Below are 16,490 nucleotides of genomic sequence, written 5' to 3'. Positions count from 1 at the left end.
AATGAAAAAAATAATTCAACATATGTTGATCGGGGCAACAATTGGATCATTAGTCTTTATGCTTTATATTATTATAAATGGGGGCATGCTAGTAACCGTAAAAATTGCTATTAGTACTTTAATAATGAGCATCATGATTGGACTAATGTCTTACTTACTTATAGATATTAATTTTTCCGGTCTATTTGCTGTAATTTTAAACTGGTTAGCTACCATTATTTTTGTAGTATGTTACACATTATATAACCATTGGTTAACATCTCCTTTTGATGCTTTCTCATTATTGATTCAGGTTACGGTCATTTACATTATCATTTGGTGTTTATTCCTTTGGTTCAAAAATAAAGAGACAAAACAATTAAACCAATTAATTCAAAAAAGAAAACAAAAATAAATAAACTCCCATCATCGAAATTTATTGATGATGGGAGTTTATTTTATTGTTCATTATTTTTTAGTAACTTGATTTAGAAAATTACTTACTAGTGGTTTCGTAATACTAATAATTTTATCAGAAGGAAATACGTTCGTTGGATCTCCCCAAACGGAAACGCCTGTCCCAATATTATTCATATTACTACTTTCATCACCAGTGTTTCCATTCCAATACCCCAGTTTAAAATGACCTAAATTACCTAAGAATTGTTGTTCACGGTTATTATCCATTGTTTTATCCATAACTAAATAGGTATAGTAAGAATTACAATTAATTGTTTGAATCCCAACTTTATTCATTTCGGGAAGCGTTGCCCGATTCTGAGCATTGATTGCAGCAGATTTGGAATTAGCCAAATTACCAGTCAATGACCAGAAGTTAACAATAATATTCTTATAGTATTTCTTCAAAACAGCCTTTTGAATACAATCATTCCAAACGATCATTCCTAAATGATGATGGTTTAAAAAAGTATCCAAACTATTTTCATATTTAACGATTGCGTTTCGATCACTTGCGGTTTGAATCATAATTTCATCCCCACCAGTGGCCATGTAACTATTTTTAGGCATCATCGAGAAATATTCCTTTAGAATGGATTTCGATATCTGTAAAGCAACTGGATTTTGATAATACATTTCTTGCGGACTATGTTGAACCTCATGTTCTAATGCAGGATGTTGTTTTTTTAGTAGTTCTAGCATTGCTTGTGAATGTCCTGGTAAATCAATTTCTGGAACAACTTGAACGTGTTTAGATTCACCATAATCAATAACTGATTTTAATTGTTGTTTCGATAAAAAGGGATGATGATTTGTTTTATTATAAAACACTCCATTTTTTTGGTTAGCATTTACCGTTGTTTGTCCTAAATAACTATTTTCAACGCCAAAATTTTCATTATCTGTTAAATGAAGCTGAATATAATTTCCGTGAGATTGACGAATCATGTTGATCTCACTTTTTAACTGATTAGGAGTATAGAAGTTTCTTGCACAATCAAGATTTAATCCATAACGATGTTGTGGATTTGTTGGTTTCAAAAGAATATATGATACCACCGTAACTACTATAACTAATGATAGAACTAATATAATTCCTCGTTCAATCGATTTTTTCATGATTATTCCCCCACGTAGGCCCATCATAGCACCAAAGATGAATAAAAAAAAGCTAGCTGCTCGCTAGCTTACTTAAAGATATAACCAAATCCACGGACGGTTTTAATTTGAGCACTATTCTTAGCATACCGTTTTAACTTATCTCTTAAATGACTGATGTGAATGTCAACGATTCTAGAAGAAATATATCCGAATTCATCCCCATCATTCCATATTCCATTATAAATTCGTTCCCGACTCAACACTTGATTATTATGCCGAATCAAATAATAAATTAAATAAAACTCTTTAGGGGTTAGCGGAATCTGCATTCCTTGATACTCGACCGTAAAATGCTTTAAATTAACGACAAAATCATGATAATGGTAAACATTCTTGGTACTACGATTACTTTTATCGGCATTGTCACTATCATCAGAATTCTTGCGAACCCGTAAATGCACTCTTTGAATCACATCTTCTGCTTCAATTGGAGTATAGATATAATCATCCACCATTAATTCAAATACCCTTTTCTGATGCTTTAAATTTTGCTTATCATCTAAAACAATTATTGGTCCATGATAGCTATCACGAATATCACGCAAAAATTTTAATGATATTTTAAAATCTTTATCAATCGTTAAATCCCAAACTAATGCAATGATATTCGAGTTATTCAGGTAACTGATCACGCTATTTGGATCACTAACGTTATTAATAAAATATTGTTGATGATTTCCAACGTTATTTATCGCTAACGCTAATTTTAATCGATTAGATAACAGCAAAATCGTGTTCATCATTTAACCTCCGCCGCATTGGTTTATTTTGTCTTTGGTTCTTTATCAGAATGATCTCTGGTTTCTAAATCTAATTCTTTTTGAATTAAGTCTGGTTTTATTTTACCAGGATTTAACTCAACTAGCTCACCTGAATGATTGTAAACTACCCATTCATCAATATTTACAATGTGATCCCCAATTCGTTCTAACAAACGAATTACCATTAAGTAACTAGCTGCGGAAGGAATTTTCTTAGTATCAGCTTCAATTTCTTTCAAAAGTAATAAACGAGATTGAACAAATAAGCGATCAACTTCAATATCTTCTTGAGAAACTAAACGAGCAGCATTTTCATCATTATGAAGAAAAGCATCTAATGATGATTCAAGCATTTCACGAATTCTAAGTGTCATTTTATGCACCATGTTATCGATATCCTTAATTTGATCCTTATGATGCATCCGTAAAGTTTCTTTTGCAATCGATTCGGCATGGTCACCAATTCGTTCCAAATCAGAACTTGCTTTTAAAATACTAATGATTAATCTAAAATCATCAGCAACTGGTTGTTGTAAAGCAATCGTTCGTAAAGCTTCATTTTCCAAACTAATTTCTTCGTTATTAATGTTTTTATCATGATCAGAAATATCGCTAGCAACTTTTTTATCGTGGTCTAAGAAAGCATTCGTTGCTTGATAAATTTGTTCACTAACGTTAATTCCCATTTCCATGAAATTATTTTTAATTGCCTTTAATTTATTGGAATATTCATCATTCATTATAATTTCCCCCTAACCAAATTTCCCGTTCAAGTAATCACTCGTTTTTTGATATTTCGGATTCATAAACATCTTATCAGTATCATCCACTTCTACTAATTGGCCATCTAATAAAAATGCAGTTCGATCAGATACCCGGGAAGCTTGTTGCATATTATGCGTAACGATAATAATTGTAAATTGATCCTTAATATCCAAAATGGTTTGTTCAATTTTAGCACTAGAAATTGGATCCAAAGCACTGGTGGGTTCATCCATTAGGATGACATCTGGACGAACTGCTAATACCCGCGCAATACAAATCCGTTGTTGCTGACCACCTGAAAACGACAAAGCATTGTCATGTAGATTATCCTTTACTTCATCCCAAACAGCTGCTTGCTTTAAACTTTTTTCAACAATCTCAGAAATTTTCTTTTTATCATGCATTCCTTGAATTTTTAAACCATAAGCAACATTATCATAAACGGAAAATGGAAATGGATTTGGTTGTTGGAATACCATCCCAATATCCTTCCGTAGTGCTGTTAAATCTACTTTAGGAGAATATAAATCTTTCCCATTAAACTTAATGGTTCCTGTTACTGTTACATCAGGGATCATATCGTTAATGCGATTTAAACATCTTAAATAAGTTGATTTCCCTGAACCTGAAGGTCCAATCAGTGCCGTCACTTGTTTTTCATAAAAATCTAAATTTATCCCGTGAAGGGCTTCGCTTTTACCATAGTATAAACGAACTCCTTCACTTGAGATAATTTTTCTATGCTTAGTTGTCATCATTCATCCTCCTAGCCAAAGTTACCTGAAACATAATCATTCGTTAACTTCATTTTTGGTCTGGTGAAAATGTTTTCAGTTTCATCAAATTCAATTGGCCGACCTAAATGGAAGAATGCTGTTTCATCACTAATCCGGGAAGCTTGTTGCATATTATGCGTCACAATGATAATTGTAAATTGTTTCTTTAATTCAAGCAACGTTGATTCAACTTTAGCAGTCGAAATTGGATCCAAAGCACTGGCAGGTTCATCCATTAATAAGATATCTGGTTTCATAGCAATTGCACGGGCAATACAAAGCCGTTGAGCTTGTCCACCTGAAAGAGACATTCCGCTTTCGTCCAAACGATCCTTAACTTCATCCCAAAGGGCGGCTCCCTTCAAGCTTTCTTCAACTCGTTGCTCTAAAACATGCTTATCTTTGATTCCATTTTGCTTTAAAGCAAACGTAATGTTTTGGCGAATTGACTTCGCAAATGGATTTGGCCGTTGAAATACCATTCCAATATTCTTGCGAACTTCATATACATTGATGTTGGAAGAATTGATATCAACACCTTTATACATGATCTTACCTTCAACTCGCGCTCGACCATCGTTCATTCGGTTAAGACATCTTAAATAGGTCGACTTCCCAGATCCGGAAGCCCCAATGATAGCTGTGATCTTATTCTTTGAAAAAGAAAGAGTGCCATCATGAAATGCATGGTTATTTCCATAAAAAACTTGGATGCCTTCCGTACTAATTGCTTTGGGATTATCATTAGTTGCAAAATAAGTCTTGCTTAAATCTACTTCTGTCATAATGAATTTCCTTCCTATTTACCAGATGTTAATTTCTTGTAAAGATGATTTCCAAGCCAATGAGCACTGAAGTTAAAAATTAAAATAACAATGATCAAGACTGCTGAAGCCCCACTTGAAATTGCATGGGCATCAGGTGTAATTCCTTCACTATTGACCTTCCAAATATGAACTGCTAATGTTTCAGCAGGACGCATTGGATTTAAGAAACTAGCGGAACTGAATGGATTCCAATTCGTGTAACTGATTACTGGTGCACTTGCTCCAGCAGTATAAATCAATGCAGCAGCTTCCCCAAAAACACGTCCTGAGCTTAAGATAATTCCAGTTAAAATTCCAGGAATCGCATTTGGTAAAATGACCCGTGTAATTGTCTTCCAATTCGAAAGTCCCAAAGCTAGTCCAGCTTCTCTTTGAAGACGGGGAACAGAAGTCAATGCTCCTTCAATGCTACTAGTTAGCAAAGGTAAATTAAAGAATGTTAACGCAATCGCACCTGATAAAATTGAGAAACCAAATTGAAATTTAATAACGAATAATAAATATGCAAACAATCCAACGATAATGGAAGGTAATGAACTCAAAACTTCAATCGCAGTTCTTACAATATCTGTAATCCAGTTCTTAGGAGCATATTCAGCTAAGTAAATTCCAGCTCCAAGTGATAATGGGAAAGAAATAATTAGTGTTAGGACTAATAGATAAATCGAGTTGAATAATTGATCTCGAATCCCTCCACCCGCTTGAATTGATTGTGCTGGTGAAGTCAAAAAGTGCCAAGAAAGATGAGGAACTCCGGTTACTAAAATGTACCCCACTAATAATGCCAAAATCAATACGATCGTAGCAACTAAAAGATAGATGACACCATTAGCAATTTTATTAACTAATTTTGCATTCATTTTTAAAACCGTCCCTTTCTACCAATTAATTTCACAATAATATTGAAGACTAATGACATTAATAATAAGACTAATGCTAATGACCATAATGCATTATTCGAAGTTGTTCCCATGACGGTGTTCCCAATTCCAGTCGTTAATTGACTCGTCAAGGTTGCAGATGGAGTCAATAAGTTATGTGGCATTAATGTTGCATTCCCGATAACCATTTGAACAGCTAATGCTTCACCAAAAGCTCTGGCCATCCCAAAAATAACAGCGGTTAAAATTCCTGGAGTAGCCGCTCTCAACATAACTTTGTAAATGGTTTGCCACCTCGTAGCCCCTAATGCAGCTGACGCTGATAAATAGTAACTAGGAACTGAGTTCAAACTATCAACTGACATTGAAGTAATAGTAGGAAGAACCATAACGAACAATACAATCGTTCCAGAAAGAATCCCAAAACCAGTTCCACCATATAAGTGTCTAACTAATGGAACAATAATCGTTAAACCAATAAATCCATAAACAACGGAAGGAATTCCGACTAATAATTCAATGATCGAACGTAAGAAACGACTTCCTTTTTTAGGAGCAATAATCGTCATGAATACGGCAACGGCAACGGCAAATGGTGTTGCTACCAAAGCAGATAGAAAAGTTACTGCAAAGGAAGTCGTAATCATTGGTAACGCCCCAATCAAAGGTTGGCCTTTATCGTTCAATTGACCTGGGTTCCAATTCGTTTTAGTAAGAAAATCAGTTAAACTACCATGATCCTGAGTAAATGTTGCAACCCCAAACGAAATGATGAAGTATAAGATCAAAAGAACTAACGCCATGATTCCAACAATACTCAGATAACTTAACGTTTTCCCATATCTTTCCTGATTAGTCTCTCGTGAAGAACTGGTTAACTTCTTCTTTATATCTTCCATAATATCCTCCAACCTTTATTTCTTGGTTACAACATTATCTGCATTTTTGACAACTTTCATATTATGGATACTGATGTAACCCATTTTTGGAACAACTTGCTTTTGAATTGCTGGTGATTCTATATATTTAATAAATTTAATCGTTTCTTTGTCAGGATGTTTCGTTGTGTACATATGTTCATAAGACCAAATTTTCCATTTGTTTTTCGAAACATTTTTGTCAGTTGGTTTAACTCCATCAATTGAAATTGGTTTTGCACCACTTCCATTAATGAAGAAAAAGGAAACATAACTTATCGCACCAGGAGTGCTCCCAACAATTTTTTGAACTGTTCCGTTCGAATCTTGTTCTTGAGCTTTAATCGGTTGCTTCCCATCTAATACATTTTGTTCAAATGTATTTCTAGTTCCGCTTCCTTTAACCCGATCAATCACCGTTACTGGGATGTTCTTTCCACCAACTTGTTTCCAATTTTTGATTTTTCCAGTAAAAATATCACGCAATTGTTTCATGGTTAGGTTTTTAACACCATTAGATTTACTAACAATTGGTGCCATCCCAACAACAGCAACCTTATGATCTATCAGTTCGTTTGCTTTAATTCCCTTTTGCTTTTCTGCAAACACATCAGAATCACCAATCGTAACCGCTTTTTGTTGAACTTGACTTAATCCAGTCCCGGATCCACCACCTTGAATATTCATCATTGTATGATGGCCGCTTTTTTGATACTGTTCAGAAGCCTGTTCAACCAATGGTTGTAAAGCTGTTGATCCAACAGCTGTAACCTTTTTGGTATTTGAATTACATCCGGCCAACATAATTAGTGCTCCGGCAGCAATTGATACTGATAATAATCGTTTCAAACGAAACATATTCTATCTCTCCTCGTTCATCACTTAACTTATTAGTTAAATTTTAACAAAGGAATGTAAATTTAATTTGGACGGAATGTAAATTTTTTGTAAACATTTGTAAATATGAATGTAAAGGCGTTTATATTCCTTTTTATTGATATTTTAAATAAGTTGAAGTGATATGCGAAGAAATAAAGAATTCCAATAATTAAACCCCAATCACTATTTCATACTTACAAATAGTATTTTAGCAAAGGAATGTAAATTGAAAATGAATTGTTTGTAAAGGATATGTAAATTATCTTTTATAAAGAAAAAGACCAATCCAAAAATAGATTAGTCAATTACATTAATTATTTTTTAAAATTTCATTTTTTAATTCAGTGGCTGAAATATTACCATCGTTTTTACCAAATAAATCGTATTTAAAAATAGAATGTTCACTTGCTTTTTGGTATTTAATTGCTTGTCCAATTCCAAAATTTAATAGTGACCCATTTTTTATCCGTTGAACTAACTTACCACTAATGGTCTGTTCAGGATGATAAAATTGTTCTTCGACCTGATCTAAAAGCTCATCATAAATCGTTCCTAAATCAGTAGTTTCAACAAACATCCGTAAATCCCTAATAAAGGATAATGCTTGGTCATTCATAGAACACTTTTCATTCGGATTCTCTAAGGCGATTTGTTCATTCATTTGATTAGATTTTAAATTTAAGGCAATCCCATCTTCTGTTTCTTGCTCTCCAGTCATTGCAAAATAAATCATCAATAATTGAACGAATAATAATGTCGATGCTTTAATTCCAACATCGTTGAACGGATCTACATCAAACATTCGCAGCTCAATATATTCAATTCCATGTTTACGAATATCTTTTCCACGATAACGCATTGGTCCATGAAACTCGGCTAATTTAAGAATACTTCCATCTGCGAGTTTTTCAGCTAATCGCTTTTCATAGCGATCTGCACTAGTATAATCCATAGATATCGTATCAATAAAACCGAATGAACTCTGACGTAGACTTCTTAGTAGATGAGCTGGACGATTCTTATTATCATCTTCAAAATAATTGGCTTGAGCAACAGGGCTGGCTCCAAATAAATAAGTTAAGAACCATCGATATTTAAGGAAACCAATTGCAACTAATGGATAAATATGATTCCGTAAATCTGCAATGTTATCATATTTATTCGACATTTGATTGGCTAAGTGATTCAAAAGTTGATCATTAAAGCTTAGATTAATATGCGTTCCACATGGTGCCCCATGAGTAATTCCATATTTATCAGCAATATAATCAAAATATTTATTTTTTTCTTCGTTATCACCCTTAGCAAGCATATCACAAGTTTTAACATTGGGTAGAACGGGTGGCATTGATAATGACCATAACAATTCATCAGATTCCAAATGCTGTCTCAGTGTATTGGTCAGAACATGTCCAAAATGAAGCGTTTCTAAATCATTTTGTGCGGGAGGAGTCACAATTTCTGGCATGGTTTGTAAATAATCATTTGTAATCCAGTGGTTCTCAGCCTGTTTCCCAATTTCCTTTGGATAATGATGTTTACTTAATTGTCCATTATAATCAATTCTAAAATGTTCAACTTCAATTCCACTATTAATGTGGGAAAATTTTTGAAGTAGATGAGACTCTATAACGTTACGTCCAATTATATTGAGCATTTAGATCATCTTCTCTGATTAAATTTGTTTACTCAATTTTATCAAAAGCTTGTCTTAAATCAAGCTTTAAATATTAATATTGAAGTATTACCGATTATTTATTGAAAGTGGCTTAATAATAAACGTAATAATTGCCACAACCATACTTATAAATGCAATTACAATATCACCATTCAATATGTTTTCTTCTCCAAAATGAATTAATAATCCAGTGATAATGGGAATAAGAAATGATGCAATACTACCAAACATGAAGAAAACTCCAGTAAAGATTCCCTTGTGTTCTGGGAAAATGGTTAACAGTTGGTTCAAAGCCATCTGCATTATTCCACCTGCCGCACTAAATCCAAATACAAAAGCAGCGACATATGATAATTCCTGGACCCTACTAAAACAAACGATTGTAATGGAAATTAACGAAATAATGTTCAAAACCAAGAACAATAATTTTTGAATATCATACTTTTTTAAAACAATAAACGAAATAATTACTCCAGTAATAGATCCAATGCTGTAAAGTGATAACAATAAGTGTGATGTAATCGTGCTAAAACCAATTTTATCAGCAAAGATTGTGATCCATTGAGTAAACCAAATCATAACCGCCATAGAAGTAAAACCATAAATAAACAACGCAATTGTCAAAATAATCTTTGAAAAGTTCACAATAGATTTTTGATTTATTTTTTCAGTCTCAGTTTTATTGCTAAATTTTGGAAAATGATAAGGGACTAGATTAATCAAGTTAAGAATTAATACTATTGCTGGAATGTAAAAAGAAATTCCAAACCATAATTGATGTTCCTTCAAAAATAACACAATAAGTGGTAACAAGAACTCACCAACTGAAATAAAAGCTTTTAACAAGATACTACTTGAACTGTTATTATTTTCTAGTTCCGTAAACAAAGGATAAGTAGCTGAATCTAAGGCTGAATTAGCAATTCCAGCGATAATCGACATCCCGTAGGCGACTACAAGCATATGATTAATTGGGGTAACAATAAAAAAGATTAAGTAAGTGAACATTCCAATTAACAATGTCGTTTTTCTGCCATATCGATCTGAGATAAAACCCATGATTAAATATGCAATCAACCGACCGATTCCTATTCCAGAAAGAACAAATGATGCAACTTCAATTTTACTATTCCAATTATGAGCTAGTGGTAATAGGTTTTGGGTTAAAATAATCAAGGCAAAACCATGAACAAAATAATTTAAAAATAATCCTAACCTTAGTCTAATCTGATTCATTGTTTTTCCTCCTTAATTTAACGACGTTACCTCTAAAATTTGTTTCAATAAATGACTGTCAATTTGACCAGGTGCAGATGCAGTACGCTTGGAAGTACTCCCAAAAGTAATAATTGAACCAGTTAACATCCCACTTAATCTCGTTAACATCCCAAGTTGCCCCATTTCCATACTAATAATTGGAATCGATAACTTTTGATCAGCTTCGTGTGAAATTTGCATAAATCTCAAAACATCATTAATATCATTTGGCATCACTGCAATCTTTGCAATATTACAACCTAATGTTTGCATCTTTGTCCAAGTTTGCATTAAGAATTCATTTGTTGGTGTTTGATCAAAATTATGGTAACTTCCAATGATCAATTGATGATTAGTCTTGATTTTATTTATCACGGATTCAACATTAGAACGACTAATTTCAGCATCAATCAAATCGAACTGGATCTGACTTAACATCAATAAAGCATTTAAATATTCATCATCGTTTCCGCTAAAATTGCCACCTTCTGAATTAGTTCTAATCGTCGCAAGTAATGGTATTTGCGGAAATTGTTCATTAATTATTTTCTTAGCAGTAATAACATTTTCTTTATCAACTTTATCTAAAAAATCAATTCTAAACTCAATCATGTCAATATCGTCAGCATTAATATTGAGTAATTGTTTCTTAATTTCAGCAATGTTTTTTCCAGTGATTGGGACTGCAATATGTGAACTTTTATTATTCAGTTCTAATCCCTTTATTTTAATTTTTTTCATGATTAAGTCGATCCTTTTTTTCAATTGCCTTTTCAACAACTTCAATTGGCATGTCTTGACCAGTCCATAGTTTGAATGAAGCTGCTCCTTGTTCAATCATCATTCCTAACCCGTTGTAAACGTGTTTAAGACCTGCTTTTTTAGCAATCTTCATTAATTTTGTTTCACGAGGTGCATAAACCGTATCGAAGACAACTAAGTCTTTATGAAAACAACTTGTATCCGTAACCAAACTCTTATCTTCTAATGGTTTCATGCCAACTCCTGTTGCATCACAGTAGATGTCAGCTTTTGAAATGGCTGCTTTAAATGCTGCTTGATTTTCTAAATCAACAACTTCGGCTTTACAATCAGTTCGATCGTTAATAATTTTAGCAATTCGTTTTGCATTTTCTAGCTTAGAATCATTCCGATTAAAAATCGTTAATTTTTCAAGTCCATCCATAGCAGATTGAATTGCAATTGGCGTTCCTGCACCACCTGCTCCAGCAAGGACCATTGTTTTCCCCTTTACTGGGTGGCCCTTTTTCTTAAGATCATTAACAAAGCCAATTCCATCAGTAGTGTAACCAGTTAAAACCCCATTATCATTAACAACAGTATTAACTGCATGATTCAATTCAGCAGAAATATCTAATTTATCTAAGTATTTAATAATATTTTGTTTATTTGGCATTGAAACATTAATGCCTCGCATATCAAGAGTTCTAATTGCATCAACCCCTGCTTTTAATCTATCTGAATCAATGTCAAAAGCTAAGTATGCGTAGTTAAGATTTAATTCCTTAAAAGCAGCGTTATGCATTGTAGGCGACATCGAGTGTCTAATTGGGTATGCCATCAAACCAATCAAAAAAGTGTGTCCATCAATATCAATATTACTCATAATCAAAAGCTTCCTTTCAAAATTCAAAATAAAAAACCAGCTAAGTGATTTAATTCACCTAGCTGGTTTTGGAGTGCAGTTTTAGTTTCGTTAAAGAAACATCAATTACAAATAGTTCCTAGCTAGATGAATTTCACATCTAGCTAGATAAAATCAAATATGACTTTACTACTTAGATGCGAACGTTTTCCACGTCCGCATCACATATGCGAACATGTTAGTTCCAGTAATAAAAGCCATAAAAATAATTTTGATTTAATAATAAACTATTCATAATAAACTATTCCTTTCAAATAAGATTGTCTTAATTAAAACACAATAAAAATTAAAATGCAATAAAGAATTTAATTTAATTTAATTTTTGGTAATTAAATAATTTTCGATTATTAGGCAAAATCCATATAATATCAATAAAGAAAAAACATATTTCATTCCAATTCCCGCAATTAAAGGAAATAAAATCGATGTTAAAGGTGGCATGATAAGAATTGCTGAATTAATAGTTGTTATAATGCCGCTTATTTTTTCTGTTGGATAATGGTTCATCACATATGAAGTGAACCGTGGTAAAGTAATTCCTAAAAAGAAACTCACAATGTCAGATGAAAAAATCAATAAATAAGGATTATCAATAAAAAATGATATTCCTGTCAAAATAAGAAAGAAATTTGAGACTTGATATATTTTATTATTTGTCCATTTTGTAAAGTATTGAGTAGTTATCATGGTACCTAAAAGAACTGCTAACGTTATGCTACCTGATAAAATTGCAATCGAAATTGGTTTTGTTAAGAAGCTATCAGGACGTTGATTTAAAAATAAAACAAATAATGGTTCCAATGCTCCAACAAAACCGTTCAGTAACGAAATTTGAACAATGTTATTTGCAATTATCGAATCTTTAAAAATCATTTTAAAATTATTCGTTATTAAACTAATATTAAAACGATTTTCTTTTTTGAAACTCAGCTTTTTTTCTTGATCTTCCATTGTTGATTTGATTACGATTAATCCTAAAATCACTAACAAAAATACTAAAGCATTAACATCAGCTAATCGTTTTGCACCTATGCTAAATAGTAAAAACGCCCCCGCAAAAGTCGCAATTACATTCACTAATTGTGTTGATGTACTAATAAAACTTTGGACGATGGTCATATCTTTAGTTACGACCATTAATTTAGTGAATGGTGCAATCAAAGCGGATGTATAATTACCTAAAACTCCAGATAATAAATTCAAAATTATAATACATAAAACAATTATAAAAGTACGATGATAACCCATTAAATAACCAATTAATAAATAAATTAGAAATCTAAAAAATGAATTTTTCATAATTAAAATTACTTTATTATTCTTTATATCTGCAATACTCCCCAATATGAAGCCCAACAAAATGGGAACCATTTCTGACAAAGAAACTAATGTTATCGAAATACTAGGGTTTGGTAAAACTGATGCAATTGTAAGAAGTGTTGTATAAAATAATCGATCACCAATTTTTGAAATTAAATTAATTCCAACTAAGTGTAAAAATTTATTATTCTGTTGCAGGAAAATTTTCATATTAATCACCTCTTAATACATTTAATATAACGTTTAAGCTATAATTAATACTAAAAGGTAAACAATTGTTATCTTTAATATGAATAGGTGATAATTTATGTATGGTAAAACGATTAAAATGATTAGACTTTCCAAGGGATTCACAATGAAAAATGTATATCATAAAATTTGCTCAAAAACGAATGCAATTAAGTTTGAAAAAGGGGAACGAACGTTAGCCGCTGATAAATTTAATCTGGTTTTAAATCATTTAACGTTAAAAATGGATGAATTTTTATGGATCCATAATCAATATCAACCAACTAAATCTGAATATCTTAAATTCAAACTTTCTAGAATATGGGACGAATGGCAAGAAAATGATTTTAAAATGTTAATTCAATTTGTTGAAGATAATCAAATTGATTTTAATAAATACCAATTAGCTGGTTACCGACTTTTAAACGCTTATTATCATCATCTACCATTACCAAAAGATGAATTAGCGATTATTATCAATTACTTTACAAATATCCAAACATGGACATTATCTGACATCCAATTTTTTAGCAATACTGCTTTTATGTTGCCCTATAATCTAATGATGACTCTTTTAAAGGAGGTTCTTAAGATCCGTCAAAAATATCAATTTTTCCCTAATAGTCACATTATGTTAGCAAGCGCCATCATCAATTGCATTAATTTAATGATCGATAATCAAGATTTGAATAATGCTAAAAAATATTTAAATCAATACTTAGAAATGACTGATGGAATAACCATGAACGGATACCACTTAATTGGATTAATTTTTTCAGCAAAAATTGATTTCCTTTATTTAAATCCAGAGAAAGGACGCAAAAATCTAATTCAGTTAAAAACAATCGCAAAGTTCTTTAATGATAAACAACTAAATACAGAAATTAACACATTGCTCAAAGAAAATTAATTTTAAGGAGAAAAATAATGAAAAAATCACGTTTTGAAGCTTTTACTGACGCTATCGTTGCCATTATAGTAACGATTATGGTTTTAGAATTAAAAACCCCATCAAGTCCAAATTTCAGTGCTTTATTTGACACTGCGCCTTATTTTTTAGCTTATATTGCTAGTTTTATCTTTATAGGTACCGCTTGGTACAACCATCACTATATGATTTCAATCGTTAATCACATTTCTAAAAAGATTTACTGGTTAAATAATTTATGGTTATTCTCAATGTCTCTTTTACCATTAGCTACCGGTTGGGTTGGAAAATTCATTGACTATCGTGATCCTGAAATATTTTATTTATTGGTTTTCTCATTTTGGGGATTTACATTCAGAATCTTAAGTACAGCAATTGCTAACCAATTAGAAGCAGAGAATAATCATCCCGAAAGAATCAAAAACATGCCAATTTATAAACGACTAGTTAGTCTTCCTTACTGGATAACAATTTTTATAGTTCTAATCTTATCCCTTGTTTTTCCACCAATTGTCATTTTATCAACGTTATCTTTTGTTACTATCAATGGATTTAAGACTAATAAAGATAGTGATAAAGTCGATTAACTAAAAGACATAAAGTACAACTAATAATAGTAAAATAAAAACACTTCCAAATTAAGGAAGTGTTTAATATTTTAAATTAAATTACTTGTTAGTAACCTTGTTATCAGCATTCTTGGTTACTTTCATGTTGTGAATGTTGATGTATCCTAATTTCTTAACTAACGTGTTTTGGACATCGTTAGACTTGATGTAGTTAATGAACTTAAGAGTGTTCTTGCTTGGGTTCTTAGTAGTGTACATGTGTTCGTAAGACCAAATCTTCCACTTGTTAGTTTCAACATTAGAATCAACTGGTTTTACACCATTAATCGAAAGTGGTTGTAGACCATTACTCTTTAAGAATGAAAATGCTAAGTAACTTACAGCCCCTGGAGTTGAGCTAACAATCTTTTGAACAGCACCATTTGAATCTTGTTCTTGAGCTTTCATTGCTGAAGCACCACCTAAAACGGCTTGTTCAAAGGTTGCTCTAGTTCCACTACCCTTTACACGGTTAACAACGGTAATCTTTTGGTTCTTACCACCAACTTGTTTCCAGTTAGTAATCTTACCAGTAAAGATTTTCTTCAATTGAGCCATAGTAACGTTCTTAACGCCAGTCTTCTTGTTAACAACTGGAGCCATTCCAACAACGGCAACTTGATGATCAACTAATTGATCAGGTTTAATTCCTGGTTGCTTTTCAGCAAAGATATCTGAATCACCAATTGTAACTGCTTTTTGTTGAACTTGACTTAAACCAGTCCCGGAACCCCCACCTTGAACATCAATGGAAACTCCCTTGTTATCCTTTTGAAATTGACTAGATGCTTGTTCAACTAAGGGTTGTAATGCAGTTGAACCAACGGCAGTAATTTTAGTAGAACTATTTGAACTAGAACCACCATTACTAGATGAAGAACTATTTCCACATCCTGCTAATCCTAAACCAATTAAACCAACAGTAGCTACTGCCATTAAAACCTTTTTACCTTTTAACATCTTCCAATCACGCTCCTAAGTATTTGTTTTCTTACTTGATTACAAATACAGTTTAACAACTGAATGTAAATTGGAAATCAAGATTATGTAAAGAGAATGTAAATTTTAATGTTAATTTTATTTAATTATTACAAATTTCATTTTTCCCGGTAATACCCTTATCTTTTTTAAACATAGACATCTAGAAAATAACTTATAAAGTCTAGTTTTTTTAATTGGTATACATAATATAATCAAAAAGATAACACAAATTCTAACAAACCGTTAAAATAATTATTAACTTAAGAAACTTCAAATAATTGATACTTATTAATATGAACAAAAAGTTGAATTTTCCATAACTAATCATGAAATAGTGCACGTGTTGCATGAGTATGTAAATATTATTACAATAAAGATTGCATAACTAACATGAATGCAGAAAAATCATCTAATCTGAT

Annotated in this window: 17 protein-coding genes; 3 read left to right on the top strand and 14 right to left on the bottom strand. The window is 32.0% G+C overall.

Going from position 1 to position 16,490, the window contains the following annotated elements:
- Nucleotide 1 precedes the first annotated feature (1 nt).
- On the top strand, nt 2-394 hold the full coding sequence (locus AC3B6G_RS08140; RefSeq protein ID WP_489849917.1) for a DUF3021 family protein: 393 nt from the start codon (nt 2-4) through the stop codon (nt 392-394).
- Nucleotides 395-447: 53 nt separating this feature from the next.
- Here the strand turns inward: AC3B6G_RS08140 and AC3B6G_RS08135 are convergent, their stop codons facing one another.
- The 13 genes from AC3B6G_RS08135 to AC3B6G_RS08075 form a co-directional block, all read right to left on the bottom strand.
- Nucleotides 448-1,557: a family 20 glycosylhydrolase gene (locus AC3B6G_RS08135; RefSeq protein WP_489849916.1), complete on the bottom strand. Its 1,110-nt coding sequence runs from the start codon at nt 1,555-1,557 to the stop codon at nt 448-450.
- Between the two features lie 68 nt (nt 1,558-1,625).
- Nucleotides 1,626-2,342, bottom strand: coding sequence for a winged helix-turn-helix transcriptional regulator (locus AC3B6G_RS08130; RefSeq protein WP_489849915.1), 717 nt, complete (start codon nt 2,340-2,342; stop codon nt 1,626-1,628).
- 20 nt (nt 2,343-2,362) lie between these two features.
- A complete protein-coding gene (phoU, locus tag AC3B6G_RS08125; protein ID WP_489849914.1) occupies nt 2,363-3,100 on the bottom strand; it encodes a phosphate signaling complex protein PhoU in 738 nt (245 codons plus the stop codon).
- 12 nt (nt 3,101-3,112) lie between these two features.
- The gene (gene pstB / locus AC3B6G_RS08120) at nt 3,113-3,880 is read right to left on the bottom strand and encodes a phosphate ABC transporter ATP-binding protein PstB (RefSeq protein ID WP_489849913.1); all 768 of its coding nucleotides are present in this window, start codon (nt 3,878-3,880) and stop codon (nt 3,113-3,115) included.
- A gap of 11 nt (nt 3,881-3,891) precedes the next feature.
- Nucleotides 3,892-4,686 carry a phosphate ABC transporter ATP-binding protein PstB gene (gene pstB, locus AC3B6G_RS08115; RefSeq protein WP_489849912.1) on the bottom strand — a complete coding sequence of 265 codons (795 nt, stop codon included), beginning with the start codon at nt 4,684-4,686 and terminating at the stop codon, nt 3,892-3,894.
- Nucleotides 4,687-4,700: 14 nt separating this feature from the next.
- Nucleotides 4,701-5,588, bottom strand: coding sequence for a phosphate ABC transporter permease PstA (gene pstA / locus AC3B6G_RS08110; protein ID WP_489849911.1), 888 nt, complete (start codon nt 5,586-5,588; stop codon nt 4,701-4,703).
- A gap of 2 nt (nt 5,589-5,590) precedes the next feature.
- Entirely contained in the window at nt 5,591-6,508 is a 918-nt protein-coding gene (gene pstC / locus AC3B6G_RS08105; protein WP_489849910.1) for a phosphate ABC transporter permease subunit PstC, read from the bottom strand.
- A gap of 15 nt (nt 6,509-6,523) precedes the next feature.
- Entirely contained in the window at nt 6,524-7,384 is an 861-nt protein-coding gene (locus AC3B6G_RS08100) for a phosphate ABC transporter substrate-binding protein (RefSeq protein WP_489849909.1), read from the bottom strand.
- A gap of 331 nt (nt 7,385-7,715) precedes the next feature.
- Nucleotides 7,716-9,062 carry a glutamate--cysteine ligase gene (locus AC3B6G_RS08095; protein WP_489849908.1) on the bottom strand — a complete coding sequence of 449 codons (1,347 nt, stop codon included), beginning with the start codon at nt 9,060-9,062 and terminating at the stop codon, nt 7,716-7,718.
- 87 nt (nt 9,063-9,149) lie between these two features.
- Nucleotides 9,150-10,319, bottom strand: a complete 1,170-nt coding sequence (locus AC3B6G_RS08090; RefSeq protein WP_489849907.1) for an MFS transporter — start codon at nt 10,317-10,319, stop codon at nt 9,150-9,152.
- 12 nt (nt 10,320-10,331) lie between these two features.
- Nucleotides 10,332-11,081 (bottom strand): type I 3-dehydroquinate dehydratase, encoded by a 750-nt coding sequence (aroD, locus tag AC3B6G_RS08085; protein ID WP_489849906.1) that lies wholly within the window; start codon nt 11,079-11,081, stop codon nt 10,332-10,334.
- The gene (gene aroE / locus AC3B6G_RS08080; protein ID WP_489849905.1) at nt 11,068-11,967 is read right to left on the bottom strand and encodes a shikimate dehydrogenase; all 900 of its coding nucleotides are present in this window, start codon (nt 11,965-11,967) and stop codon (nt 11,068-11,070) included. Before aroE ends, aroD begins: the two co-directional genes overlap by 14 nt.
- A 354-nt stretch (nt 11,968-12,321) precedes the next feature.
- Nucleotides 12,322-13,536 (bottom strand): MFS transporter, encoded by a 1,215-nt coding sequence (locus tag AC3B6G_RS08075; protein ID WP_489849904.1) that lies wholly within the window; start codon nt 13,534-13,536, stop codon nt 12,322-12,324.
- A 145-nt stretch (nt 13,537-13,681) separates the two neighbouring features.
- On the opposite strand from AC3B6G_RS08075, the gene AC3B6G_RS08070 reads away from it, so the two are divergent.
- Both AC3B6G_RS08070 and AC3B6G_RS08065 read left to right on the top strand, forming a co-directional pair.
- On the top strand, nt 13,682-14,464 hold the full coding sequence (locus tag AC3B6G_RS08070) for an Rgg family transcriptional regulator (RefSeq protein WP_489849903.1): 783 nt from the start codon (nt 13,682-13,684) through the stop codon (nt 14,462-14,464).
- 17 nt (nt 14,465-14,481) lie between these two features.
- Nucleotides 14,482-15,069, top strand: coding sequence for a TMEM175 family protein (locus AC3B6G_RS08065; protein ID WP_489849902.1), 588 nt, complete (start codon nt 14,482-14,484; stop codon nt 15,067-15,069).
- Nucleotides 15,070-15,150: 81 nt separating this feature from the next.
- Here the strand turns inward: AC3B6G_RS08065 and AC3B6G_RS08060 are convergent, their stop codons facing one another.
- Nucleotides 15,151-16,050, bottom strand: coding sequence for a phosphate ABC transporter substrate-binding protein PstS family protein (locus AC3B6G_RS08060; RefSeq protein ID WP_489849901.1), 900 nt, complete (start codon nt 16,048-16,050; stop codon nt 15,151-15,153).
- Nucleotides 16,051-16,490 lie beyond the last annotated feature (440 nt).

This window comes from Nicoliella sp. ESL1149, from assembly GCF_058107265.1.
This window is presented reverse-complemented; position numbering and strand designations above follow the sequence as displayed.